This is a genomic window from Thioclava arctica, assembly GCF_040892615.1.
Classification (GTDB): Bacteria; Pseudomonadota; Alphaproteobacteria; order Rhodobacterales; family Rhodobacteraceae; genus Thioclava; species Thioclava arctica.
On record NZ_JBFRYC010000004.1, the window covers coordinates 219,766 to 246,009 of the forward strand.

The 26,244-nt window shown below is 60.2% G+C and carries 23 protein-coding genes and 1 pseudogene; 17 read left to right on the forward strand and 7 right to left on the reverse strand.

Annotated features, from left to right (window positions below):
• Position 1: 1 nt before the first annotated feature.
• The 3 genes from AB4874_RS09370 (at position 2) to AB4874_RS09380 (ending at position 2,062) form a co-directional block, all read left to right on the forward strand.
• Positions 2–418 (forward strand): RidA family protein, encoded by a 417-nt coding sequence (locus AB4874_RS09370; protein ID WP_368391783.1) that lies wholly within the window; start codon positions 2–4, stop codon positions 416–418.
• Positions 415–1,089, forward strand: coding sequence for a DUF1028 domain-containing protein (locus AB4874_RS09375; protein WP_368391784.1), 675 nt, complete (start codon positions 415–417; stop codon positions 1,087–1,089). The genes AB4874_RS09370 and AB4874_RS09375 overlap by 4 nt, the downstream gene beginning before the upstream one ends.
• A gap of 67 nt (positions 1,090–1,156) precedes the next feature.
• Positions 1,157–2,062, forward strand: a complete 906-nt coding sequence (locus AB4874_RS09380) for a LysR family transcriptional regulator (protein ID WP_368391785.1) — start codon at positions 1,157–1,159, stop codon at positions 2,060–2,062.
• Here the strand turns inward: AB4874_RS09380 and argE are convergent.
• Together argE and AB4874_RS09390 are read right to left on the reverse strand one after the other, a co-directional pair.
• Complete coding sequence (gene argE / locus AB4874_RS09385) at positions 2,059–3,213, reverse strand: acetylornithine deacetylase (RefSeq protein ID WP_368391786.1); 1,155 nt, start codon at positions 3,211–3,213, stop codon at positions 2,059–2,061. The genes AB4874_RS09380 and argE overlap by 4 nt on opposite strands.
• Positions 3,214–3,219: 6 nt before the next feature.
• The gene (locus AB4874_RS09390) at positions 3,220–4,461 is read right to left on the reverse strand and encodes a flavin-containing monooxygenase (RefSeq protein ID WP_368391787.1); all 1,242 of its coding nucleotides are present in this window, start codon (positions 4,459–4,461) and stop codon (positions 3,220–3,222) included.
• Between the two features lie 338 nt (positions 4,462–4,799).
• Here AB4874_RS09390 and AB4874_RS09395 point away from each other — a divergent pair, with 338 nt between their 5' ends.
• From AB4874_RS09395 to AB4874_RS09450, 12 genes and pseudogenes are all read left to right on the forward strand, one after another.
• Positions 4,800–4,967, forward strand: coding sequence for a hypothetical protein (locus AB4874_RS09395; RefSeq protein WP_368391788.1), 168 nt, complete (start codon positions 4,800–4,802; stop codon positions 4,965–4,967).
• A gap of 182 nt (positions 4,968–5,149) precedes the next feature.
• On the forward strand, positions 5,150–6,814 hold the full coding sequence (locus tag AB4874_RS09400) for an FGGY-family carbohydrate kinase (protein ID WP_368391789.1): 1,665 nt from the start codon (positions 5,150–5,152) through the stop codon (positions 6,812–6,814).
• 110 nt (positions 6,815–6,924) lie between these two features.
• The gene (locus AB4874_RS09405) at positions 6,925–7,683 is read left to right on the forward strand and encodes a DeoR/GlpR family DNA-binding transcription regulator (RefSeq protein WP_295533194.1); all 759 of its coding nucleotides are present in this window, start codon (positions 6,925–6,927) and stop codon (positions 7,681–7,683) included.
• A 110-nt stretch (positions 7,684–7,793) separates the two neighbouring features.
• Complete coding sequence (locus AB4874_RS09410) at positions 7,794–8,849, forward strand: autoinducer 2 ABC transporter substrate-binding protein (protein ID WP_368391790.1); 1,056 nt, start codon at positions 7,794–7,796, stop codon at positions 8,847–8,849.
• A gap of 76 nt (positions 8,850–8,925) precedes the next feature.
• Positions 8,926–10,440, forward strand: a complete 1,515-nt coding sequence (locus AB4874_RS09415; RefSeq protein ID WP_295533190.1) for a sugar ABC transporter ATP-binding protein — start codon at positions 8,926–8,928, stop codon at positions 10,438–10,440.
• Positions 10,437–11,414 (forward strand): ABC transporter permease, encoded by a 978-nt coding sequence (locus tag AB4874_RS09420; RefSeq protein ID WP_368391791.1) that lies wholly within the window; start codon positions 10,437–10,439, stop codon positions 11,412–11,414. The genes AB4874_RS09415 and AB4874_RS09420 overlap by 4 nt, the downstream gene beginning before the upstream one ends.
• A 14-nt stretch (positions 11,415–11,428) precedes the next feature.
• Positions 11,429–12,448, forward strand: coding sequence for an ABC transporter permease (locus AB4874_RS09425; protein ID WP_368391792.1), 1,020 nt, complete (start codon positions 11,429–11,431; stop codon positions 12,446–12,448).
• A gap of 1 nt (position 12,449) precedes the next feature.
• Complete coding sequence (locus tag AB4874_RS09430) at positions 12,450–13,544, forward strand: DUF4432 family protein (RefSeq protein ID WP_368391793.1); 1,095 nt, start codon at positions 12,450–12,452, stop codon at positions 13,542–13,544.
• Positions 13,537–14,469: a ribokinase gene (rbsK, locus tag AB4874_RS09435; protein ID WP_368391794.1), complete on the forward strand. Its 933-nt coding sequence runs from the start codon at positions 13,537–13,539 to the stop codon at positions 14,467–14,469. The genes AB4874_RS09430 and rbsK overlap by 8 nt, the downstream gene beginning before the upstream one ends.
• 177 nt (positions 14,470–14,646) lie before the next feature.
• The gene (gene deoC, locus AB4874_RS09440) at positions 14,647–15,576 is read left to right on the forward strand and encodes a deoxyribose-phosphate aldolase (protein ID WP_295533323.1); all 930 of its coding nucleotides are present in this window, start codon (positions 14,647–14,649) and stop codon (positions 15,574–15,576) included.
• 12 nt (positions 15,577–15,588) lie between these two features.
• Positions 15,589–17,949, forward strand: a complete 2,361-nt coding sequence (locus tag AB4874_RS09445) for an aldehyde dehydrogenase family protein (protein WP_295533180.1) — start codon at positions 15,589–15,591, stop codon at positions 17,947–17,949.
• A 661-nt stretch (positions 17,950–18,610) separates the two neighbouring features.
• Positions 18,611–19,030, forward strand: a pseudogene (locus AB4874_RS09450) (IS3 family transposase); the annotation flags it as partial.
• Positions 19,031–19,873: 843 nt separating this feature from the next.
• Here AB4874_RS09450 and AB4874_RS09455 read toward each other — a convergent pair.
• From AB4874_RS09455 to AB4874_RS09470, 4 genes are all read right to left on the reverse strand, one after another.
• Positions 19,874–20,179: a GNAT family N-acetyltransferase gene (locus AB4874_RS09455; RefSeq protein WP_368391846.1), complete on the reverse strand. Its 306-nt coding sequence runs from the start codon at positions 20,177–20,179 to the stop codon at positions 19,874–19,876.
• 288 nt (positions 20,180–20,467) lie between these two features.
• Complete coding sequence (locus tag AB4874_RS09460) at positions 20,468–20,896, reverse strand: glyoxalase superfamily protein (RefSeq protein WP_368391795.1); 429 nt, start codon at positions 20,894–20,896, stop codon at positions 20,468–20,470.
• Positions 20,893–22,284, reverse strand: a complete 1,392-nt coding sequence (locus tag AB4874_RS09465) for an MATE family efflux transporter (protein WP_368391796.1) — start codon at positions 22,282–22,284, stop codon at positions 20,893–20,895. Before AB4874_RS09465 ends, AB4874_RS09460 begins: the two co-directional genes overlap by 4 nt.
• Before the next feature lie 178 nt (positions 22,285–22,462).
• The gene (locus AB4874_RS09470; RefSeq protein WP_368391797.1) at positions 22,463–23,185 is read right to left on the reverse strand and encodes an NAD(P)-dependent oxidoreductase; all 723 of its coding nucleotides are present in this window, start codon (positions 23,183–23,185) and stop codon (positions 22,463–22,465) included.
• A gap of 97 nt (positions 23,186–23,282) precedes the next feature.
• On the opposite strand from AB4874_RS09470, the gene AB4874_RS09475 reads away from it, so the two are divergent.
• Positions 23,283–24,167 (forward strand): LysR family transcriptional regulator, encoded by an 885-nt coding sequence (locus AB4874_RS09475; protein ID WP_368391798.1) that lies wholly within the window; start codon positions 23,283–23,285, stop codon positions 24,165–24,167.
• Positions 24,168–24,360: 193 nt separating this feature from the next.
• Here the strand turns inward: AB4874_RS09475 and AB4874_RS09480 are convergent, their stop codons facing one another.
• The gene (locus AB4874_RS09480) at positions 24,361–24,906 is read right to left on the reverse strand and encodes a YaeQ family protein (protein ID WP_368391799.1); all 546 of its coding nucleotides are present in this window, start codon (positions 24,904–24,906) and stop codon (positions 24,361–24,363) included.
• A 457-nt stretch (positions 24,907–25,363) separates the two neighbouring features.
• On the opposite strand from AB4874_RS09480, the gene yghU reads away from it, so the two are divergent.
• Positions 25,364–26,227 carry a glutathione-dependent disulfide-bond oxidoreductase gene (yghU, locus tag AB4874_RS09485; RefSeq protein WP_368391800.1) on the forward strand — a complete coding sequence of 288 codons (864 nt, stop codon included), beginning with the start codon at positions 25,364–25,366 and terminating at the stop codon, positions 26,225–26,227.
• Positions 26,228–26,244 lie beyond the last annotated feature (17 nt).

Genomic DNA, 26,244 nt, shown 5'->3' on the forward strand with positions numbered 1-26,244 from the left:
CATGACCCATACACGCATTCGCAAATTCAACACCAAAGATACCTATCCCGAACAGTCGCTCGACAATGATCTGTGCCAAGCGGTTGTGACGCAAGGCGGCAAGACGGTGTATCTGCGCGGACAATGTCCGCAAAGTCTGGATGACTTCAAAAACATCGAGAGCCATGATCCAATAGAGCAGACCCATAAGGTTATGCAAAATATCAAGCAGTTGATCGAAGAAGCGGGCGGCGAAATGGCCGATCTGGTCAAGGTTGTCGTCTATATTACGGATGTGCGTCACCGCGAGGCCGTTTATCGCACGATGGGCGAATACATCAAAGGGGTGCATCCGGTGTCGACCGGGCTGGTGGTGCAGGCATTGGCGCGGCCGGAATGGCTGGTTGAGATCGATGGCACTGCGGTGATCCCGGCATGACATTTTCATTGGTCGCGCGCTGCGCGCAAACAGGCATGTTCGGAACTGCGATCGCATCGTCCTCGCCCGCCGTGGCGGCGCGGTGTTCCTACACCCGCGCAGGCGTTGGCGCAGTGTCGAGCCAGAACATCACCGACCCGACACTGGGGCCGTTGGCGCTGGATTTGATGCAAGGCGGCCTGTCCGCTACGGACGCGATTGCGCAGATTCAGGGTCAGGCGCAGTTCATGGAGTATCGGCAGGTGCTGGCGATTGATCGCAACGGCCGCACGGCGATCCATTCGGGGCCGCGCTCGCTAGGGATATGGACGCAAGCGCGCGGGGTGAACGTGATTGCGGCGGGCAACTTGTTGGCGAATGAAGACGTGCCACAGGCGATGGTTGCCGGGTTCGAGAATGCGACCGGCCATCTGGGGGATCGCCTGCTGGCGGCGATGCGCGCCGGATTGGCTGCGGGCGGCGAGGCTGGCCCGATCCATTCGGCAGGTCTTCAGATGTGCGATACCGTGGCATGGCCCGTAGCCGATCTGCGGTGCGACTGGACCGAGGACTGCCCGATTGAGGCGGTTGCCACGGCATGGGCCATCTATCAGCCGCAACTGGACGCCTATGTGCAACGCGCCCTCGATCCGCGTGAGGCTCCGTCTTATGGCGTGGCTGGGGATGAATAACACGGCTTGATATTGCGGGCCCCGAAAGCCACTCTTGCGCATGCCTTTGCGTTTTTCATTCAGACAGTTGGAATATCTGGTCGCCGTCGGCGAGGCGGGCACGATTGCCTTGGCCGCACAGCGCGTCAACGTGTCCTCACCGTCGATTTCATCGGCGATCAGTCAGTTGGAAACCGATCTGGGCGTGCAGTTATTCGTGCGCCATCATGCTCAAGGCCTGTCCCTGACGCCGGGCGGCAGGCGCGTTTTCAACGAGGCGAAACAGATCCTGTTCAGCGCGAACGGCCTCAATGACCTTGCCAATGACATCGTTGAAAAGGCGCGTGGGCCGATCACGATTGGCGCGCTTTCCACGATCGCGCCACTGCTCAGCGCCCCGCTGCGCCGGTCGTTCGAGGCGGAGTATCCTGATGCGTCGGTGGTCCTGAAAGATGGCAGTCAGATAGATTTGTTGCGCATGCTGGGACAGGCTGAAATCGACGTCGCGATCACCTATGATATTGAAATTCCAAAGGACATTCACTTTGATGCCGTGGTGTCTTTGCCGCCATACGTCATGTTGGCCACAAATCACCCGAAGGCGAAACAGCCGTCCTTGAACCTAGCAGACCTGAAGGACGAGCCGATGATCCTGCTCGATCTGCCGCTGAGCCGCGATTATTTCCTGTCGATCTTTCAGGATTGCGGTTTGCGCCCGAATATCACCGAGCGGACGTCTGATATGTCGATGGCGCGCAGCCTTGTGGCCAATGGCTATGGCTTTGGGTTGGTGAATATGCGCACAAGATCCGATCTGGCACCGGATGGCGAAAAACTCGTCACGCTTCCGCTGACGGGGGCCATTCGCCCCGTCATTCTGGGGCTGGCGACCAAGGGGTCGGACTATCGTTCTGCTATCGTCGCCGCGTTTTTTCGACATGCGAAAGAGCATCTGAAAACCGCGGGTCTGCTGCGTTCTCACGACCAACCCTAGAGACCCGCGACCAGCCGATCCAGAAGCGTGTCCAGCATAGCATCGCATTTTGCGAGCTGATCGGCGCTGACGAATTCGTCCGGTCGGTGCCCCTGCGCCATCGAGCCGGGGCCGCAGATGACCGTCGGGATATCAAGTTGCGTTGAAAACAGCCCGCCTTCCGCGCCGAACGCGAGTTTGAGTGTTGCATTCTGGCCCGTGAGGGATTTCACGAAACGAACGACCTCCGCATCCTGAGCGGTGGAAAGTGGGGGGTAGCTGCCAGTCGTTTCAATCACGATGTTTGCTTCGGGAAAGTCGGGGCGAAGCGGGGCCAGCAGATCCTCTGCGGCGGCTTTCAATCGCTCTAAAATGGCTTGGGGATCATCCGCCGGCAGATTGCGAATTTCGAACAGAAATTCGGCTGTATTCGGCACGATGTTCAGCGCGACACCGCCACTGATGCGTCCAACGTGAAGCGTCGAATAGGTGACGTCGTAATCATCATCCGGCACTGAGGTGCGGCTGATGTCGGTTTGGATCGCGCGGATCGCGGAAATCATATCGCAGGCCAAGTGGATGGCATTTAGGGCCGTCGGCGCCAGCGCGGAATGGGCTTCGCGCCCGGTGCATGTAACGCGGCACGCGGTTTTGCCCTTATGGCCCGTGGCGACCATCATCTGCGTCGGCTCGCCGACGATGCAGAACTGGGGCCGGAACGGCGCCACTGCCAGCATGTCGATCAACGAGCGCACGCCGAGGCAGCCGACTTCCTCATCGTAGGACAAGGCGAGGTGCAACGGGGTTTTCAGCTCCATCTTGGATGCACGCAAGGCCGCAGACAGCGCGCTTGCGACGAAGCCTTTCATATCGGCCGTGCCACGCCCGTAGAACTTGCCATCGCGCTCGGTCAACGCGAAGGGCGGCATCGACCAGCTCTGGCCCGCCACCGGAACCACGTCGGTATGGCCCGACAGCAGCACACCGGGACGGTCGGTGGGGCCGATCGTTGCGTAAAGGTTTGCCTTGGGCTGATCGGGGTCTTTGATGATCACGACCTCTGCGCCCGTTTCGCGCAGCAGGTCTGCGCAGTACGCGATGAGGTCGTCATTTGGGTCCGCACTGATCGTCGGAAACCCGATCAGCGCCTTTAGAATTTCAACCGTGTGCATGCGCCATTACCCCGTCGCCGCAAGGCGCTTGGCCGCAATATGCTCTGCCAAATACTGCGCATCGACCCAGACCCCCCAGATAAACGAAGAGCCTCGCATCGACAGCCACGGCAGGCCTAGGAAATAAACGCCGGGTGCGGTGGACACGCCGCGATCATGCTGCGGCTTGCCGTCTGCGCCAAAGGCGTCAACCTCTAGCCAATTGAAATCCTGCACAAATCCTGTGGCCCAGATAATCGTCGTGATCCCCGCCTGCGCCAGGTCCAATGATAGAACCGGCTCTGTCAGACAGTCCGGATCAGGCGGAATGATGTGGGCCTCTGGCTCTGGTGGAAGATCAAGCCCTTCACGCGCCACATAGTCGTCCGCCTCTTGCAGCAGGGACAGATAGTTCGCATCGCCCGCAGCGATGTTTTCGACCAGATCGGCGTTGAAAAGCAGTTTGCCGTTTTCAAATCGTTGCGTGCGGCCAACGAGTGTAATTCCCGTTTCGGCAAGCTTGCGGAAATCGACCGTTTCGCCGCCATTGGCCCCACTGACGGCAATGGTGACATGCTCTTGTCCTGCGGGCGGCGTCTTGGCCTGCCATTTCCCCAAAACGCCAAGCCACCAGCAAAAATCCCGGCCCCGATAGCTGCGGGGAGGGCGGTCATGTGGCCCGACCGACAGGTAAACCTTGCGTCCGGCGTGCCGTAGTTCGCTGGCAATCTGCGTCCCCGATGACCCGGCGCCGACGACCATGATAGCGCCTTGGGGCAGCTGCTCCGGGTTGCGGTAGGCCGAGGAATGCATCTGCTTGATACCGACTAGCTCGGGCACCACAGGCGGAATGACCGGTTTTTGAAACGGCCCCGTTGCGGCGACGATGTTGCGCGCCTCGATCAGCCCTTCCGATGTCTCGACCCTGAAGCCCGTCGCGTTTTCCATCCGCCGAGCATTTCGCACCGTGACGCCGCAGTAAATCGGGGCGTCGATCTGCTTGGCGAAGTCTTCGAAATAGGACGCAACGCTGTGCTTGGACGCAAATGCGTCCGGGTCCGTATCGCTAAATTCCATGCTCGGGAAACGGTCGTGCCAAGCAGGGCCATTCGCCACAAGCGAATCCCAACGCTCTGTGCGCCAACGCTCAGCGATGCGCGCGCGCTCCAAGACTACGTGGGCGATGCCGCAATTGCTGAGATGCTCACTCATCGCCAGCCCGGCCTGACCGCCACCGACGATAACCGTGTCCGTCTCTTTCGGTAACATGTTGATCCTTTTTGCGGGTTGCTGAGCCAACAGGCACAATTGCCACCAGCATACTCAAGGCAAGGGTTTGCCAAAAATACGATTGCGCTAATCATTGATTGCGCTCAGGCTCATGCGCTGTGCTGCATAAAGAACAATCCTGTGCGTGGCCTTCACTATGCGATCAGGCTGGACACATTTTACGCCGAAAGCAGAACTTGATTACGCAACGCTGACGATCGTTTTGTCCCGCTTGGGGACGTTTCACCCGACAGAACTCCCCCGACATTCGGACACTGACGTAACATCCCCCAGACTTCACCGCCAAGGTCGCGCTGGAAGCATTGAACGGCGATGAGATGCGCAGCGATTTGACCAGCCGTTTCGGGGTCCACCCGACGATGCTTCCTCAATGGAAACATGCGCTGCTTGAAGGCGCATCGGGCGTTTTTGTGCGTGGAGGCAAGAAACCCCCAGCCGTTGATGAAGAGCTGGGAAAGGACCTGCATGCCAAGATCGGGGGTTGAGCCCGCGAACGACATTGCTTCGACAGAGAGGGCGATACCATCGCCAACGATTTTTGGGGGGACAGAAAGCTAAACTCTGGACCAGCAAGTGAGGCGCAAGATGATTGGGCCAAGCCTGTCTGTTCGCTGCCCGTCAGGGCATATGATCTGTCTCGGGTTGGCGTTCGCTTGTTGATGTCGTTATGGATGTTGGCGGCGAACGAGGGGAGGCGATCTTGGCGGGTAAATTGTTCATCGGAATCGATGTTGGAACCGGGTCCGCTCGGGCGGGAGTATTCGACGATCGGGGGGAACTTCTAGCGGTGGGTAAACATCCGTTAGATATCTGGTCTGACGATTTCGGTCAGGTCGAGCAGTCGAGTGCGCAGATATGGCAAGCCGTATGCGCTGCCGTGCGCGAGGCTTTAACCACGGGACAGATCGACGCCCGGAACGTGGCGGGTATGGGGTTCGATGCGACCTGTTCGCTTGTTGTGATCGGCGCGCAAGGCGGGCTTGCGGTGAGCGACAGCACCCATCCAGAGCGCGATGTCATCGTCTGGATGGACCACCGAGCGCGCGATCAAGCGAAACGGATCAATGAGGGCCGCCACGATGTGCTGCGCTATGTGGGCGGGCGGATCTCGCCTGAGATGCAGACCCCGAAGCTTCTTTGGCTCAAAGAGGAGCGCCCCGATACCTATGCTGCTGCCACGCAGTTCTTCGATCTGACGGATTTCCTCACTTGGAAGGCGACCGGCGCACTGGAGCGGTCTTCTTGCACCGTGACCTGCAAATGGACCTATCTGGCGCATGAAAATCGCTGGGATGAGGGGTATTTTCACGCCATCGGACTTGGGGATCTTGCTGAGGACGGGTTCGCCCGGATCGGGACGCGCATCGTTGAGCCGGGCACCGCGCTGGGAACCGGCCTGAGTGACGACGCTGCACAGGCACTTGGCCTATGTGCAGGCACGCCTGTCGCGGCAGGTTTGATTGATGCGCATGCCGGCGGGGTCGGGACCGTGTCAGCCTCAGGCGGAATAGACGATCCGGCCCAGTGTTTGGGATATGTTTTCGGTACGTCTTCTTGCACGATGACGTCGACCCGCGAGCCGGTCTTTGTGCCCGGCGTCTGGGGGCCCTATTATTCGGCGATGATTCCGGGAATGTGGCTCAACGAAGGTGGGCAATCGGCGGCAGGTGCAGCGATCGCACATCTCGTTCAGATGCATCCGGCTGCGGCTGAGGCGGACGCTCTGGCGAAAGATGCGCGCGTTTCGGTGCCGCAATTTCTTGCGGATCGGGCGTTGGCGCTGGCGGGTTCGGCGTCAGACGCCGTTCGTCTTGCGCAATCGCTCCATGTGGTGCCCGAATTTCTGGGCAATCGGGCGCCCCTTGCCGATCCCGACGCCCGCGCGGTGATTGTCGGACAGGGGATGGAAACGGGGCTCGATTCTCTTGTGATGCTTTACATCGCCGGGGTGTGTGGATTGGGCTACGGGCTGCGTCAGATCATTGAAACGCAAGCCAAATATGGTGCGCCGATAACCGAGATCTCGATTTCCGGCGGCGCAGGCTCACATCCGCTCACGCGCCAGATCATCGCGGATGCGACGGGGGTCGATACCGTGATTACGCAATGTGACGAGCCCGTCCTTTTGGGCGCGGCGATATTGGGGGCTTTGGCGGGGGGGCGCTTTGGAGAGATGACAGAGGCGATGCGGTCAATGTCGCATGTCGATGATCGATTTGCCCCTGCCATAGGGGCCGTCGCACGCATTCACGAAGCGCGGTTCAACGCCTTCCTGACGCTTCAGGGCACAGCAAAGTCGTTGCGCCAGTCTATGGCCGAGGCAAGCGCGTGATCTGTTTTCCGCGCTTGAAAGCAAGCCCTCTTGCTTTTGGCGCATGGGTTTCGGACAATTCGCGCAGCTAACATTCCTTTTTATTCCCTATTTAGCCCCAAGGCTCGCCCGTGACTCGACCCAGCCGCCAGCAAGAACGGATCGCGCAAATCAGCGCGCTGCTTGACGTTTCTCCCTCTCTGCGCCTGCGCGATCTATCGCACCAACTTGGCGTGACAGAGATGACCTTGCGCCGGGATGCGGCGCAGGCAGCGTCGGGCTTTGCGTGTCGGGGCGGCTATATTGTGGCCACCCGTACGACCGAGCATTATGATTTCGACGCCCAGATGACACGCGCGATCGATGCCAAACGTGCAGCCTGCGAACATGCCCGCGCACTCGTGCCGGATGGCGCGGTGGTGTTTCTCGATACCGGAACGACGCTGCCCCATCTTGCGCGCCTGCTTGCCCATAGCAAGGCGCGTCGAATCATCACGCATTGCTTTACCACCGCCGAGATCCTGCAGGGGCGCTCGGACGTTCCGGTGGAGTTTTTGGGGGGCGAAATCAAATCCAGCACCCGGTCCTGTCACGCGGACAATCCGGAAATCCGCCTTGCGCCGTTGGCCATAGATGTCGCGTTTCTGTCTGCTGGTGGCATTGATAAACGAGGGACAGTCAGCTGTTCTCACGACTACGAAGTGGCACTGAAACGGGCCGCTATTTCCCTTTCAAATCAAAGCTTTCTCGTGCTGGATGAAAGCAAGATCGGCGCATCGAAATCCGTCGCGTTTTGCGAAATCAATGAGATTGCCGGCCTCGTCACAGAGGTCGGGCTTTATTCTGCGGCGCAGCTGAAAAATCGGTTGACACTTCCTTTTCACGAATAGATGTTCGGCGAGGTTATGTTGCGATCGTAACATAACTCGTGCGGTGGGTTGAAACCCGTGCCGTAGACGGGAAACGCGGGCGAGGAGGTCCGCAACAAGGGAGAGTAACCATGAAGTTCGGATTCATTCCGGCTGTCGCGCTCGCGATGGCTGTCGCCAGCCCGGTTCTGGCACAGCAAGTGGTCGACACGAGCAATGTCGACAAAGCCATGCTCAGCTCGGAAAAGACCTATCACATCGCGACCGTGGTGAAGGTCGATGGCATCGCTTGGTTTGACCGGATGCGCGACGGTGTGAAGCAGTTCGGTGACGACACTGGTAGCGACACTTGGATGGTTGGACCCTCGCAGGCCGACGCTGCCGCGCAGGTGCAACTCATCGAGAACCTGATCGCGCAAGGCGTGGACGCGATTGCCGTCGTGCCGTTCTCGGTCGAGGCCCTCGAGCCAGTTCTCAAGAAGGCACGCGATCGTGGCATCGTCGTGGTCAGCCACGAGGCCTCCAACATCAAGAATGTCGATTACGACATCGAAGCCTTTGACAACCTCGCTTATGGTGCAGAACTGATGGATCACCTCGCCGCACAGATGGGCGAGAAGGGGCAATATGTCGCCACTGTCGGCTCGCTCACCTCGAAGTCGCAAAACGAGTGGATCGACGGGGCCATCGCGCGCCAGAAAGAAGCCTATCCGGAGATGTCGCTCGCGACTGAACGGCTGGAAACCTATGACGACGCCAACACCGATTACAACAAGCTGAAAGAGGCGTTGACTGCACATCCCGATATCGCAGGGATCGTCGGTGGTCCGATGCCGACCTCGGCAGGCGCAGGGCGTCTGATCGCGGAAAGCGGTCTGCAAGGCAAGCTGCACTTCGCAGGCACCGGTCTGCCCTCGGTGGCCGGTCAGTATATCTCGCAGGGCGATATCAGCTACATTCAGTTCTGGGATCCGGCTGTTGCAGGTTACGCGATGAACATGATCGCGCTGGCCGAGTTGAAGGCGCGTGACGCAGGCAAAGAGCATGCCGATATCGGTGCGGGCACCAATCTTGGCCTGCAGGGCTATAGCGATCTTAAAGAGGCCGATAGTGCCGATGCCAAGGTGCTTTACGGCGCTGGCTGGGTCGGGGTGACCAAGGACAACATGGATCAGTACGACTTCTGATCGCTGTCTACGCCTGAAGCTGGGTGGTGCGCCTGTCGCGCCACCCTCTGTGGCCCCTGCTCAACAGGAGAATTCCATGACATCCGCTCCTCTGATCGAGCTGCGCAACATCTCGAAGCGCTTTGGCGGCGTGCGTGCGCTTGACGATGTGTCGCTTTCGCTTGATGCCGCGCGCATCCATTGTCTGGCTGGCGAAAACGGTTCGGGAAAATCCACCCTTATCAAGGTCGTCTCCGGCGTCTACCAGCCTGATGAGGGCGAGATATTCATTGATGGTCAAAAGGTTGATCGCCTCGATCCAGTGACCTCGATCGCGCATGGCGTGCAGGTGATCTATCAGGATTTCTCACTGTTTCCGACGCTGAGCGTGGTTGAGAATCTCACGCTCAACAGCTTCCTGCGCGAGGGCAAGACGCGCATCGACTGGACACGGGCGCGCAAGATGGCGCGCGAAGTTCTGGCGCGTCTCGACGTGTCGCTGGATTTGGATGCGACTGTCGAAACCCTTCCCGCCGCAGGGCGCCAGATCGTTGCGATTGCTCGCGCGATGTTGGCGGATGCCCGCCTGATTATCATGGATGAGCCGACCACGACGCTGACCGGGCGTGAGGTCAAGCGGCTGTTTCGCATCGTGCACGACTTGCAGGCCGATGGCATCGCCACGCTGTTTGTCAGCCATAAGATGCGCGAAATGCTTGAGATTTCCGAACGCCTCACGGTGTTTCGCAATGGTAAGAAAGTCACCGAAGGGCCGATTTCGGACTTTGACGAGCGCGCGATCACCCGCGCAATGACGGGGCGCGATCTGCATCAGGGCCGCTTTGTCGCGCCCGATGTCACGGGGCGTAAGCCGCGGCTGGAATTGCGCAATGTTTCGGTGGGCGACAAGGCGCGTGATATCAATCTGACCCTGATGCCGGGCGAGATCGTCGGCCTGTCGGGGTTGATCGGGGCCGGGCGCAAGGCGATCGCGCAGGCGATCTTTGGGCTGCGCCAAGACATGAGCGGCGAGATGCGCGTTGATGGCGTTCCGGTCGCACCGAAATCCGTGCCCGAGGCGATCGCGGCGGGGTTGGCCTATGTTCCCGAGGACCGGTTGTCGGAAGGCTTGTTCCTGACCCGCTCGATCCGCGACAATGCGATTGTCTCTTCGATGGAGCGGTTCGCGCCTCATCTCTGGCTGGATACCGAAAAGGCAGGCGCCGAGACGCGCAAGATGTTTGCCGAGATGGCGATTTCCGCCCCCGGCATAGATGTGCCGGTCGGTACGCTTTCGGGCGGCAATGCGCAGCGCGTGATGATCGGGCGCTGGCTAATGACGGATGCGCGGGTGCTCATCTTGAACGGGCCGACTGTGGGTGTCGATGTCGGTTCAAAAGAGCAGATCCACGGCATCATCCAAGACCTGACCCGCAAATCCGATCTTGCCGTGCTGATGATCTCGGACGACCTGCCCGAGCTGGCCGCGAACTGCAACCGGGTGCTGTGCATGACCGAGGGCCGCATTCTGGGCGAATTGTCGGGTGAGACGCTGACCGAAGAGGCGCTTGATGCGGCGCTCTCGCGTGAAATCGAAGGAGAACACGCATGAGATTCCTGCGCAGCTCGGATGCGATTATCCTGGCAATTCTTGTCGTGGCGATGATCTTCATCGGCCTCGTGAATCCGGCCTTCTGGCAAATGTCCAACCTGTTCAGCCTGCTCAAGGAGAACGTGGTCATCGGCATCATGGCGCTTGGCGTCTTGCTGGTGATGATCTCGGGTGGGATCGACGTGTCTTTTACCGCCTTTGCCGTGGCGGGAATGTATCTGACGGTGCGTTCGATGGTGGTGCTGGATTACAACGGGCTGGTGCTGCCTTTCATGTCCGCGATCCTGATCGGCGGGCTGTTGGGGCTGATGAATGCCGGCATTATCCATCGGTTCAAGATGATCCCGCTGATCGTGACGCTTGGTACTGCCTCGGTGGTGCGCGGGTTGGTGCTGGGGCTTGTGGGCACCTCGAATGTGAATATCAACAAGATGCCCGATGCGCTGGTCGAGTTTGGCAAGACCGATCTGTTCACGCTGGAGCGCGCGAATGGCTCGACCTACGGGCTGACGGCGATGATCGTGATTTATCTCGGTCTGGCGCTGGCGCTGCATCTGGTGTTGAAACACACGATGATCGGTCGTTCGGTCTATGCCTATGGCGCCGATCCCGAGGCCGCCAAGCGGGTCGGTTTCTCGACCGGGCGCACGATGATTTTCGTCTATGTCACGGCGGGCGCGCTGGCAGGTTTTTCCGGCCTGCTGCACTCCTCGATGATTTGGCTGGCCAATCCGCGTGATTTCGTCGGGCTGGAGCTGGACGTGATCGCGGCCGTGGTGCTGGGCGGGGCGTCGATATTTGGCGGGCGCGGAACGGTTCTGGGTACGGTTCTGGGGGTGTTCATCCTGGTGATGATCCAGAACTCGCTGATCCTGATGGGGATCGACACGACCTGGCAGCGCATCGTCGTGGGCGCGATGCTGATCGCGGCAGTTACGGTGACGGCGCTGCGCGACCGCCGTGCGCTGGTCTGAGGCAGGAGATGAAGATGAACGATATAAATTCGACGGTGACCCGGCCCGGCCTGCGCAATCTGGTCAGTGGTGAGACGGCGCAGACCAACCTGATGCTAGCCGTGGTTTGCATTCTGGTGCTGATCTCCATGACGGCGCTCAGGCCGACGATGTTCCTGTCGTCCTATAATTTCGAGTCCATGGCCTTTTTCATGCCCGAACTCGGTATTCTCTCGATCGCGATGATGATCGCGATGCTGACCGGAGGGATCGATCTGTCGATCGTAGGCGTGGCGAACCTTGCTGGCATCACCGCGGGCACGCTGTTTGCCACGATGGCGGGCGATGGTGGCTCGGCTGCGCTTGGTCTTGGGCCTGTAACGCTTGGGGTGATCGTGGCGCTGCTTGTGGGGATGGCGGCGGGGCTGTTGAACGGCTTTCTGATCTCGGTGCTCAAGATCACGCCGATCTTGGCGACGCTCGGCACTGGGCAAGTCTTTATCGGACTCTGCCTTGTGCTGACGGGCGGCCCCGCGATCGTGGGCTTTCCGCCGGGTTGGAACGCGATCGGAAATGGGAAGCTGCTCGGTATCCCGGTGCCGCTGTTGATCTTCGTGCTGATCTGCATTGCGTTGTCCTTGCTGTTGGCGCGCACCTCTTTCGGGCTGCGGCTCAAGCTGATCGGGACCAATCCGAAAGCGGCGGTCTATGCGGGTGTGAAGCGCGGCCAGATGATCTTTTATTCCTATATGCTGACGGGGGCGCTGGCCGCGATGGCCGGGGTGCTGCTATCGGCGCGCACGAATGCGGCGAAATCCGATTACGGTGCGTCCTACCTGCTGCAGGCGGTGCTGATCGCGGTGTTGGGTGGGACCAACCCTGCGGGCGGTCGCGGGAATGTGCTGGGCGTGGCGCTGGCGCTGATCTCGCTGACGCTACTATCCTCGGGCTTCCAGATGATGCGCGTGTCCAACCACTTGATCGACTTCGTCTGGGGGGGCTTCCTGATCGGGGTGATCGCGCTGAACTCATGGCGCAGCCGGAAAGGATCGTAATATGAGCGTAATCATCCCCCTCCCGCGTGAACGGTTCGGTTTAGCACCAACTGTGCTGGCAAAGACCGACGCCTTCAGCGTCACTGGCTGGCGCACGGGACTGGGCATTGAGATGCTGGCGGTCGAGACCCCGCGCGGTCGGGTCGAGATGCTGCCCTATATGGGGCAGATGCTGTGGGATGCGGTGTTTGACGGGGTGCGCCTGACGATGGACAGCGCCTTTTGCGAGCCGCGTCCTGCGCAGGTGATCGTGGAAACCTATGGCTGTCTGGCCTATCACAGCGGGCTGTTGCGCAACGGCTGCCCCGGACCACAGGACGATCATCCGCTGCATGGCGAGATGGCCTGCGCCACAATGGATACGGCGTATCTGGAGATCGGCGAAGACGGGCAGGGCGCGTTTGTGCGCCTTGGCGGGCATGTCGATTATATCCGCGGCTTTGGTCCCCATTATCGCGCGATGCCCTCGATTACGCTGCGCGAAGGCACGCTGATCGAGATGGCGATGACGGTCGAGAACCGCTCGGCTCTGCCGATGGACTTGATGTATATGTGCCATGTGAATTTCGCCTTCGTGCAAGGCGGGCGCATCCATCAGGCGGCACCTTTCACGCCAGAACGCACCCGTGTGCGCCGCGAGGTGCCCGCCCATGTGCAGCCCACGCAAGCCTATACCGATTTCATTGAGCGCCTCGCCAAGACCCCGCAAGACAGCGCCGTTCTCGATCACCCTGAGCAATGGCATCCCGAGCAGGTACTGTATATCGAAAACCCGTGCGCCGATGCGCAGGGCGAAAGCCACGCATTGCTTGAACGCCCCGAGGGCGACGGGTTCGTGATGAGCTGGCGGCCCGATCAACTTGATCATCTCGCGCGCTGGATACTGGCGGGCGAGGATGCCTCGGTTGCGGCCTTTGCCTTGCCTTCGACCTGCGAACCCGAGGGCTACACTGCCGAGAAAGCCAAGGGGAACCTGCGCAGCCTTGCGGCGGGTGAAACCGCGCGTTTCGCAACCCGCTTTGGCTATGTGACGGCTGCGCAAACCGCCGCGCTAGCGCGCAAGATTTCCGAGATGACGGAGAGCGAGAATGTCTGACAAGATTGCCGTAGTCGGCTCGAATATGATGGATCTGGTGACCTATATCGACCGGATGCCAGAGCGCGGGGAAACCGTCGAAGCGCCGGATTTCGCGATGGGATTTGGCGGCAAGGGAGCCAATCAGGCGGTTGCCGCCGCGCGTCTGGGATCGCAGGTCGCGATGGTAACCTGCGTGGGCGATGATGCGTTTGGCCCGCAAGTGCGCGCCAACCTTGAGGCCAACGGGATCGACACCACCCATGTGCGCACGGTGGCGGGAAAGGCCTCGGGCGTGGCGCCGATCTTTGTCGAGCGTGATGGCGAGAATGCGATCCTGATCGTGAAAGGGGCCAATGCCGCGCTGGCCCCGTCAGATGTCGATGCTGCCGCCAAGACGCTGCGCGCAGCCTCTGCGATCCTGCTCCAGCTCGAGGTCGATCTGGAAACCGTTTATCATGCGGTGGCTTTCGGTGCGCGCGAAGGGGTCGCGACGATCCTCAATCCCGCACCCGCGCATCCCGATCTCGATATTGCGCGGCTTAATGGGTTGGACTGGTTCTGCCCCAATGAAAGCGAATTGGCGCTGCTGACGGGCTTGCCCACGGATAGTGATGAGGCGGTCGTTGCCGCAGCGCGCAGCCTGATCGAACGCGGCATTCGCAATGTCGTGGTCACGCTGGGCGGGCGCGGGGCGCGTCGCGTTACCGCCGATAGCGTCACCGAGATAGCGCCGGTCGCTGTCACCCCCGTCGATACCACGGGGGCGGGTGATGCCTTTATCGGCAGTTTCGCGCATTTCCTTGGGGCGGGGGTGGACGCGAATGACGCGCTCACCCGCGCTGCGCGCTACGCCGCCTTGTCAATTACCCGTCGCGGCACCCAGACAAGCTATGCGACGGACCAAGAATTTGTGACGTTTCTTTCCAGTCAGGCGCTTGCTTGATACCGATATGCCGTTCTCGTAGGGCAGGCCGGGTTGCGTCCCGCGCCCTTGCCGATATGCGCGAACAGGCTCCGAGCTAGGAGATATGCGATGAAAACGCAGACAGATCTGAAGTCGCGAGAAGGGGCACTTGTGCCCACGACCGCCGCCCATCCCGAGCATGCGCGAAACCCCGGTATGAAGCTGGACGTCGCGATGTTCGAGGGCCATCACGTGAACCGTGCCGCCGCTGACCGCCGATGCGCGACGCTGACCACGCGGCGCAGCGTGAAAAAAGAGTATCAGGCAGCGTGGCTGGTCAATGCGGTGCGCTGCGTTGATCTGACGACGCTGGCGGGCGATGATACGGCGGGTCGCGTCAAGCGGCTTTGCGCCAAGGCGCGCCAGCCGATTGCGCCCCATATCGAGGCCGGGCTGGGGCTGAAACCGGGCGCGCTAACGGTGGGGGCGGTCTGCGTCTATCCCACGATGGTGCCCCATGCTGTGAAGGCGCTTGAAGGGAGCAATATCCCTGTGGCCTCGGTCGCAACGGGCTTTCCCGCAGGGTTGATGCCGTTGCATCTGCGTCTCGAGGAAATCCGCTGGGCGGTGGCCCAAGGGGCGGCCGAGATTGACATCGTGATCAATCGCGAACTGGCGCTGACGGGCAACTGGCAGGGCTTGCACGATGAGATCACGGCGATGCGCGCGGCCTGCGGCGATGCCCATATGAAGGCAATCCTTGCCACGGGCGAGCTTGAAACGCTCAACACTGTTTACGCCGCTTCGATGGTGGCGATGCAGGCGGGAGCTGATTTCATCAAGACCTCTACGGGCAAGGAAAGCGTAAACGCCACGCTGCCCGTCAGCCTGGTGATGATCCGAGCGTTGCGCGATTACGGCGCGTTGACCGGCCATCCAATAGGCTTCAAGCCTGCAGGCGGGATGAAACAGGCCAAAGAGGCGCTGGCCTGGCAGATTCTGATGAAAGAAGAGTTGGGCCGCGACTGGCTCAACCCCGATCTGTTCCGCTTTGGCGCCAGCTCGATGCTGGGCGATATCGAACGCCAACTCGAACATCACGTGACCGGGCGCTATGCCGCTTCCAGCCGCCATGCGCTTGCCTGAGGAGAGACCAAGATGAGCATTCAGACGATCCTCGAGACGATGGAGTATGGCGTGGCCCCTGAAGATGACAGCCACGCACGCGCATGGCTTGATGCACACAAGGATGGTTTTGGCCATTACATCAATGGCGAGATGACCAAACCGGGCGCGCTGTTCGAGACGCGCGATCCCGCCAGCGACACCGTGCTGGCGCAGGTCAGCCAAGGCACGCAGGCCGATGTCGATGCCGCCGTTGCGGCCGCGCGCAAGGCGCAGCCCGATTGGGCCAAGCTGTCAGGCCATCAGCGCGCCAAGTATCTTTACGCATTGGCACGTCACATCCAGCAACATTCACGCCTGCTGGCGGTGCTGGAAACGCTTGATAGCGGCAAGCCGATCCGCGAAAGCCGTGATATCGACATCCCGCTGGTTGCGCGCCATTTCTATCACCATGCGGGCTGGGCCGAGATCCTTGAGGACGAGATGCCGGGCCATGCTGCCCATGGCGTGTGCGGCCAGATCATCCCATGGAATTTTCCGTTGCTGATGTTGGCCTGGAAGATCGCGCCAGCACTGGCGGCGGGCAATACGGTGGTGCTGAAACCGGCCGAATATACGCCACTTACCGCGCTGGCCTTCGCCGAGATCGCCATCGAATGCGGCATCCCGCAGGGCGTGATCAACATCGTCACCGGCGATGGTGAAACAGGGGCGGCGATTGTCGGCCATGAGGGGATCGACAAGCTGGCCTTTACCGGTTCGACCGAGGTGGGGCGGATCTTGCGCGAACGCACAGCGGGCTCGGGCAAGGCGCTGACGTTGGAACTGGGAGGGAAATCGCCCTTCATCGTCTTTGACGACGCCGATCTTGATGCCGCCGTCGAAGGGGTGGTGGATGCAATCTGGTTCAACCAAGGGCAGGTCTGCTGTGCTGGCTCGCGCATTCTGGTGGCGGAATCCGTAGCCGAGCGGTTCGAGACCCTGTTGCGCGCGCGCATGAAGACGCTGCGTACCGGCGATCCGATGGATAAAAGCACCGATGTGGGCGCAATCGTGCATCCCTCGCAACTGAGCCGCATCCGTGATCTTGTCGAACAGGGCGCAAGCCAAGGGGCCACGCTGCATCAGGCGAACGCACCGAAGGGCTGCTATTTCCCGCCCACGCTCGTCACCGATGTCGAACCCGCCAGCATCCTGTCGACCGAGGAAATCTTTGGTCCCGTGGTTACGCTCACCACTTTCCGTACGCCGTCTGATGCGGTGGCGCTGGCCAATAACACTCGCTACGGGCTGGCCGCGAGCATCTGGTCGGAGAACGTCAATCTCTGCCTTGATATCGGGGCACAGGTGAAGGCCGGGATTATCTGGATCAACTGCACCAATATCTTTGACGCGGGTGCAGGCTTTGGCGGCTATCGCGAAAGCGGTTTTGGCCGTGAGGGTGGGCGTGAGGGCATGCGCGCCTATCTGCGCAACCCCGCCGCCGCGACCGGTAAAGGCAAAGGCAGCACGCCCGAGCCACTTGCGACCGGCCCGGCCGATACGATCAAATCGGGCGAGATCGACCGCACCGCCAAGCTGTATATCGGGGGCAAGCAAGCGCGACCCGATAGCGGCTACAGCTATCAGGTGAAGGGCGGCAAGGCGGTCGTCGGGCTTGCCGGTCTTGGCAATCGCAAGGATATCCGCAACGCGGTTGAAGCGGCCTCCAAGACCAAGGGCTGGGGCAAAGCCACGGGCCACAACCGCGCGCAGGTGCTGTATTATATCGGCGAGAACCTTTCGGCGCGGGCAGGCGAGTTCACTGAGCGGCTGGAAAGTCTCGGCGCAAACCGCAAGGCGGCGCAGGCCGAGGTCGAAACCGCTATCACGCGGTGTTTCTGGTATGCCGCTCAAGCCGATAAGTTTGACGGCGCCGTGCATAGCACGAAAAGCGAATTCGTGACGCTCGCGATGAACGAGCCGATCGGAGTGATGGGACTGGTCGCACCGAGTGCGCAGCCGTTGCTCGGGGCGATCTCGCTGGTGCTGCCTGCTATTGCGATGGGCAACAATGTGGTGCTGGTGCCCTCGCAAGCCCATCCGCTGGCGGCGACCGATCTTTATCAGGTGTTCGATACTTCGGATTTGCCCGGTGGCGTGGTCAATATCGTGACCGGCCCGCGCGATGAGCTGGCCAAGACGCTGGCGGCCCATGACGGGGTCGATGCGATTTGGTATTTCGGCGATCAACCGGGTTGCAAGATGGTCGAAACGCAAAGCGCAGGAAACCTCAAGCAAAGCTGGACGGAGGCCGATGACGCGCGCGACTGGGCCGGTCGGGGCGGGCAGGGGCGCTTGTTCCTTGAACGCGCCACGCAGGTGAAAAACATCTGGGTGCCCTACGGCGCTTAAAGGGGCGCGATGGCATTGTAAGGCCTTGTTCACAGCTCGACGCTCACTCGGGCGCGCGCGCCTTCCGAGACGGGATTCGGGCCGTGCGGTCTCAATCTGGGTGGCCAAGTCTGGTCATCCGGTTGAGACCCAGGGTGCCAATCCTGGGTTCTACCTTCTATTTTTCGAAGTTGCGCGCCTTCAGCTTGGTCCCGATGGCGGCTTTTCAGCGATTCAGGAGGAGTTCGCGCTAGCTGCGTTAGATATCGCCAGTGGCTTTCTGTCAGGCCACCCGCTTGCGGGCTGTGATGTCGGCGATATGGCAGACTTGTGTCGTCAGATTTTGGGCCGTATCGAGGCTCAGGATTGCGTTTCTGGAAGGTGGGGTCGTGACCTCTATCGAGTCCTGCCGCAAACTTTTCGGCATCCAGATAGACGCATTCGTCTTTCAAAGATTACCACCGTCGCCCCACGAAGATATTGTAGAACAAGCGACCCTCGGACCCCAAATCGACCGGCCAACTCGCTGACCGCCTCTTCGCCCTTCAACGCTTCCAACGCCACCTTGGCAATATGCCCTAGGTGATGTTGCTTCCGTTTCGACAGGTCTGATCTCCTTGGGGTTGAAGATCTGCAGATAACAAATCGCATCTTATGTCAGTGTACGAATTTTGGTGGGGCGCTCCCTGATAACGGGATCCGGTTTGCCGAGCATCCCCGCAACCGGAACGCAGCATATTCGGGGCAGATGCGGTTCGTCATTATCTACGAGGCAAATGGGGTCAAGTACCACCTGACCAAGCTCAACCATCCGTGGCCCAATGGCCAAGTCGAGCGCATGCTTCTCGGTGTTTGTTGGCAAGCACCTGCCAGCCAGCGGGGCCGTACGATCAAGAAGGCGACGGTCAAGCGTTTCCATTACGACAACCACGATCCGCTGCGCACCCACCTTGCAGACTTCATTGACGCCTACAACTTCGCACGTAGGCTCAAGACCCTCAACGGACTCACGCCCTACGAATACATCTGCAAGATATGGACATCTGAGCTGGATCGATTCATCCAAAATCCGATCCAGCAGATGCCGGGACTGAACACCTAGTGCGCGGTGGCGTCCGTCACGTTGCTGACCGTTCTGGGCGCCCCTGTCGAGACGGCGCGTAGAAATGTTAAGGGTCGGCATTACAGCCAATCCCTAGCCAATTCCGTATGTTTCCCGCCCTTTGCGTCGCAGATATCTGCAGCACGCAGAGACGTGGGGGGGGGGCGATCCTGACGGTTAACTTTACTGACGGGGGGAATTGATGCGCGACTGGCGCGAGGGCCCCTCTTTGCGTCTTGAACGTGACGCCCGCGTTATTGACGAGAATATCTAGCTGCGCCCCCAAACGGCGATAGCCGTGCCGGGCTCTGCTTTCCATAGGGTTTCTCAAATTCCAGTCGTCGTGTCTAAACTCTGGAACCGCAAATAGATTAAGCTGATATTAGTGATATGGTCCTAAAGTATAGGTTCACAGGAGGGCGCCAGCAGGTTACGTCCCCTTATGTAAGATCCACGTAACCACTTGAGAAGTATCAATTATATGAACAATGACGGGAGAAACGACGGATTGTTTCCGGAAGTCTTTTTCTTTGATGAAGCACGGGGTAATCCATGTCGTTCAGGCAATTCTTGGCAGCCAACGCAAAACCGTTTTCAGCGGATGAGGCTGTGTTTAAGGGGCAGATATCGGCAATCGACATTGTGCCTTGGGCGTTTGCTAGCGCCGCTTCCGGGCGTTGATATATTGTTCTTGCTCGCCGTGATAATATTGTTGGCGATGTCCCGTTAATCCCTGCGTAGGATTGTCATGAATTCAAACTCGTCCGTTTGGATCCTAAAGTAGGCTCCATTCATCGCTTTGAGGTTATTTTTTGTACCGCAATTCAACTGATGCGTGCAGCATCAGGGTCGCTCAGAGTTCGCGATGGGTCTACGCATATTAATGCCTGTCGGTCGGTATCCCATCGACCGATATAGACGCTCTGCGCCGTAATTGTCCGCCGCGACGCGCAGTCGAAGTTCCTTGAACTCGGTTTGCGCGAACATCGCTTCGAGCGCCACCAAAGCGGATCGTCCATAGCCCCGGCCGCGATAGGGGGGCAGGATGCAGAAATCGCTGATAAAGACGGATTGGCTCTCTTTGTCTGGATGACACCAGAGATATCCGACCGCCGTATCCGCATCGTCGTGAACCACACATAAGAGGATCTGATCCGCTGTCTCGACCCCTTTGGGAAGACTTCGTGCGACTTCGCGTTCTGCCCTTGCGCGGGCCGTTTACATATCTACATCGTAATTGGTCGAAATTTCTGCCGCGTAATCGGGCACGAAGTAAGCGACGTAATCCCCGAATTCGTCCGGCCTCATTTTCCGAAGGCGCATTGTTCAATCTCCAATGTTTGCGATGTCCGACGCCCAGGCTCTGGTGGAGCACTGCAATGATCTGTCGGAACGATCGCGATCCCCCCGAGTCTCTGGCACAAAGGCGCAGCAGCATCATAGGGTGATCTCCATCTGTGGGCGGCCGTCCGAGGTTCTCTCGCGCGAATAGCCATCGGGGCCGACCGTCGCCGAGATCCGCTTGCGGAAGTTGGAGAACGCTTCGGATGTGACGACATCGACGGCTTCGTCGAGGTCAAGCTCCAGTCGGAACCAGCCCGGCCACAGCATTGTGGCATTGCGGATCGTTGCCGTGAAGGGCTGGGACAAGTAGCGCCCCTGCACGCGCCCGCCGGGGGTGAAGCCCTTGGATGACTGGGCCGCAATGGCAGCACTCAAGCCGTTCCAGTCGCGAAACCCGTGGCGATGAGCGAGGCGCTCAAGGGACTCGCTATGGCTGATTTCGGTCGCATTGACCCGGAGTCCGGCTCGCAGGCGCTTGGCCTCGGCCTTAGCTGCGGCAAGGCTGGGAAGCGGAGTGCTCATTGCCCCACCTGCGCCGGCGTCGCAAACAGCCCCCAGCGCAACGATTGCCGTCGCGCGCTTTGCATCAAGACCAGCGTCGTGACGCATAGCAACAGCATTTCGGCGGTGGGGGCGGTCCACCAGATTGCCCCTTCGCCGAACATCAACGGCAGCGCGAACGTCAGCGGCAAGACGAAGAGATAGGGTTTGGCCAATCCCAGAACCGCCGCACGCCGGGCATCGCCGATCGCCTGAAAATGCGCCGCCAGCATCATCTGCGGGCCAGAAAGCGCAAACAGCGCTACCATCGTGGGCAGGATGGCACCAACCTTGGCCACCACCTGCGGATCGGCGACAAAAGCGCGCCCGATCCCTGCGGCAAACAGGGTCACCAGTAACTGCACTGCGGCACAGAAGATCAACGCCGCCCCCGCCGCCACATGCAGGCTGGTGTCGCGACGTGGCCACAGGCCCGCGCCATGGTTATTGCCGGTGATCGTCTGCATGGCTTGCGACAGGCCCAATAGCGGCAGGAAGGCGAAGGTCATCACGCGGGTCGCGATGCCATAGGCCGAAACCGTAACCGCATAATCGGGGCTGTCGATCAGTTGCAGCGCCGTCAGGATCGCGCTTGAAGCGAGCGCCACGCCAATGAAACTTAGGCTTTGCGGTGCGCCGAGCGCGAGGATGCTCCCCCAATCTCGGGCCGTGACGTGGCGCCAAATCGCGCCGGGATGCAGGATCGTGCCCTTGTGGATGCGAAACGCCATGATGAGGGAAAGCGCCAAGGCCTGAGCCAGAACCGTGCCCCAAGCCGAGCCCGCGACACCGAAATCGAAGACCGCGATCAGCAGGTAGTCGAAGCCAATATTGCTCAGCGAGACGAGCAGACTCATTGCAGCCATGACGCCGACATGACCCTCGTTGCGCAGCGCGTCGGAATTGACCGAGAGCACGAAGAGCAGCGGCGAGAAGGTGACCAAGACGCTCAGATAGGTCGTGGCCATCGCTGCAAGCCCGGTATTGCCACCCGCTGCAAGCCGCACCATCGGGGCACCGGCGAGCACATAAAGCACGATCAGCGCCGCGCCCGCGCTCAACGCCAGCCAATGGGCGCTGGCATAGAGCCTATGCGCAGCCGCGACCCGGCCACCGCCAAGATGACGCGCCAGCAGGCTCGACATGCCCCCCGAGACCAGTGAGGCAAAGGCCACGAGCAACATGTAAAGCGGGAAGATCAGGGTGACGGCGGCCAGCGCCTCAGGGCCGACGTAATGCCCCAGGAACAGCGCATCGACCACGGTCAAAAGCCCGTTCATCCCCATCACGAAAATGATCGGCAGTGCGGTGCGCGCGTAAAGCCCCGTCAGGGGGGCGTCAAGAAAACGGTTGTGGGCGAGATCGGACATCTCTGGTTCCTCATGCGGGTCTCGCTTTGGCTCGATGGAACCCGCATTGCCATCCGCGCGAGACGCGGAAGAAGAATAACAGAGAATGATCTGAGGCAGAACTTCACCATGACGTTGCCGTCTGCGGGTGGCGGGCGTCTGCAGCCGGGATGGTGTTTAGGGGGGAACGCGGCGCGGGTCAAGCCTGCGGTTGCGCGCGTTCGCGGATTCGCGCGCTGGCCCCGGCATGGGCGCGCGCGGAAGCGGTGTCACGTCCGACAATCGCCGGGGCTTCGCGGATCAGCGTCGGATCGCTCAGCGCATGAAGCATGAACAGCGCAAAATCGCTGCGCCGGGTGCGATTGGAGGCCAGCAACGGGTCCCCGACATGGCGCGCCCAGACCGGCAGCCCAACGCCTCGCCCTTCTTCGAGATCCGAGCCACGCACAAGCGTCCAAGCACGATCCGAAGCGAAAATGCGGCGCGCCGCCTCTTCTTGATCTCCAAGATCGGCAACGCGCAGCCAACGGGCTAGGCGACGGAAAACGGCGATGAAAGCGCGCAACTTCAGCGAATAGCGATCCCTGCCGTCGCGCGAGAGATGCCAGCCGCCGGAAAAGACCAGCCGCGCCTTTGGTGACGCCAGATCAAGCACCGCTTGCGCCGTTCCAGTTGCATAGCCCGTGACGCCCCAAGGGACGAGAACGGTAAGCACACCGTCGCAACCCTGCAGCGCCGCATCGATCACAGCGCGATCATCACTGCGACCGGGAAAGATCGTGATGCGCTCGCCAATGCGCGCAAGCTTGGCCACGCTCTTGGGTCGGCAGACACCCACAACCTCATAGCCGCGCGCCAGCGCGTGTTCGGCCATGTATTGGCCGAGCTTGCCGGAAATACCGATGATGCAGATGCGTTTCATGTGATCTGGCCTCTTGCTTGCGATGTCAGGGCATCTCTAGCCGATCCCAAGCTTCAACAAAATTGACGCAACCTGCCGATCTGATATGCATAAAAGCATGGATTGGCGGTCAGTAACCTTTGATTGGAATTGCGCGCGGGCCTTCTTGGTGACCGCTGAGGAGGGGTCGCTGTCGGCCGCGGCGCGGGCTCTGGGTCTGGCACAGCCGACGCTGGGTCGTCAGGTCGCTGCCCTTGAGGCCGAGCTTGGCGTTGTGCTGTTCGAGCGTTTTGGCCGCGGGCTGCAACCGACACCGGCGGGGCACGAGTTGCTCACCTATGTCCGCGCCATGGGCGAGGCCGCGCGCGAACTGTCGCTTGCCGCCTTGGGGCAGGGCGAGGCGTTGGAGGGTGAGGTGACAATCTCGGCCTCTGACCTCTATGCCGGGTTGCTATTGCCGCCGATCATCGCGCGGTTGCAGGCGGCGGAACCGCAGATTGTGGTAAACGTGATCGCCGAGAATAGCGCCTCTGACCTGATTCGGCGCGAGGCAGATATCGCGATCCGTAACTTCCGACCCGAGCAGCCCGAGCTGATCGCGCGCAAGATCCGCGAGGCTGAAGGGCGGTTCTATGGCATGCCGTCCTATCTCGACCGGATAGGGCCGCTCAAAACGCCCGCAGACTTGTCGCGCGCCAGCCTGATCGCGCCGGGCGATCCGGTGGACTTCCTGTCCCGTTTGGGTCCGCTAATCCCGGGCCTTGGCGTGCGGAATTTCCCGCTGCGCTGCACCAGCTACCTCGCCGCTTGGGCGATGGTGAAGCAGGGGCTCGGCCTGGCACTCATCGACGCGCGCATCGGCGATGCTGACGCACAGGTCGCACGCGCGCTGGCCGACTTCGTTCCTGTCACCTTTCCCGTCTGGCTGGTCGCGCACCGCGAGGTCCACCGCAACCGCCGACTGCGTCTCGTCTTCGACTTCCTCGCCGAGGCGCTTGGCTGAGTATTCGATCAGGTGCATCAACAAGGAACGCTCACAGCTTATTCTGTTGGGAAACCGACCCAAAGCCGTCGCTGATCACTGGGATCGGCGGCTGCGGGGCGGCTTGCCAGATACGGATATTGGCGCATCACCTCTGAGCGAGGGGGCCACCTCGGAGCAACTCACGCCCGTCTTTGCGACGGGCATGCGTGACTTACGCAGCGCTCTTCCATTTTACGGGGGTGACGTAAACGATGCTATCATCAACACTGACCATCACTTCGCCGTCCTGAATATTGATCTGGAGCTTCATCGCGCGGCTTGCCAGTTTTGCCAATGCGCCAGTGTCGGTCTCGGAGAAATTTATCACCTGAAGATTATCAAAACGGGTGGTGCTGTTTTTGATCTTGTCCCACCACATCTCGGCCGTCCTGCCGCCATAGGGATAGACAATCACCTTGTCGGCTTTGCTACAGGATTGACGCATCACCTTCTCGCTTGGAAGCCCCAGAGCCACCCACACATCAAGCTCTCCACTCAGGCTTTTCTGCCAAATGTCTGGCTCGTCATCCGTCGAAAGGCCCTTCGTCATCTCCAGATGCTCATGGGCATTGAGCGCAAAAGCGACGATGCGCACCATCAGCCGTTCATCCGTCTCCGAGGGATGCTTGGCCACGGTCAGTTTATGGGTCTCATAATAGTGACGATCCATGTCCGAGACAGAGAGTTCAACTTTATAGATGGTGGCATTTTGCGCCATGATTTGCCCCAAATATTTAAGGATTGTGATGCCTACTCCCTCTGCTGGCCTTTGGAAAGCAGATAGAAAGGCCACGCATAATGGGGGCAAGAGCTGTTGCCCGTTGGCGTGATCTCACGGGGTCGGATCGTTGGGTTTCGTCCCTATATGCGCGCCTTATCTTCCACTGATCGCGCCTTGAATGCTCTAATCCTCCTGCCCGTCGCTTCACAAGGCTGTGATCGACGTGATAATTGTTGAGCGATTACTCAAGAATTCGTATGGAGTGAACGAGAGTTTGAAAACAGGCCGCCCTGCGACCTCCCTGACAGATTTAGAGGTGGTCATGGTGAGGCCGGAAAACAGTTGCGCTGCATATTTGAGCAAAAAAACCTCTACCTGTACGCGCTTGATCAGCATTGAAGGCGCTGTGTTGCGCGCGTTCAGGCACTCGATCTACTTGAAAGGAAGACACGCTATGGCCGACTACACCCTCCCCAAGGTCTGGACTTGGGATGCTGAAAACGGCGGCGACTGGGCCAAGACAAACCGTCCGATCGCAGGCGCGACCTTTGACGCGGAACTGCCCGTCGGGAAGCATCCGCTTCAGCTCTACTCGATGGGCACGCCCAATGGCCAGAAGGTCACGATCATGCTGGAAGAGCTTCTGGCGCTTGGCAAGACGGGCGCGGAATATGACGCCCATCTGATCAGGATCGGCGAGGGCGATCAGTTTTCCTCGGGTTTCGTGGCCCTGAACCCGAACTCCAAGATCCCGGCGCTGATGGATCGCGACACGGGCACGCGCGTGTTCGAAAGCGGCTCGATCCTGTTGTATCTGGCCGAGAAGTTCGGGGCGTTTTTGCCGAGCGATCCCGCGCAACGCACCGAGATCCTGAACTGGGTGTTCTGGCTGCAAGGCTCTGCGCCCTATCTGGGGGGCGGGTTCGGTCACTTCTACGCTTATGCGCCTGAAAAGTTTGAATATCCGATCAACCGTTTCACGATGGAAGTAAAACGCCAGATGGATGTGTTGAACCGGGAACTGGCCGAGCACCGGTATCTGGGCGGCGACGACTACACCATCGCGGATATGCTGACATGGCCCTGGTATGGCAATCTGGTCTTGGGTGAAGCCTATGATGCGGGCGAGTTCCTTGATGTGGAAAGCTACACCCATTTGCGTCGCTGGGCCGAAGAGATCCTTGCCCGCCCCGCCGTTCAACGTGGCCGCATCGTGAACCGCACCCGCGGTCCGCTGAACGAGCAATTGCACGAGCGCCACGATGCCTCGGATTTCGACACGAGAACCCAAGACAAAATCGCAACTGCGGTTGAATGACCCCAGATGTTCTCAAG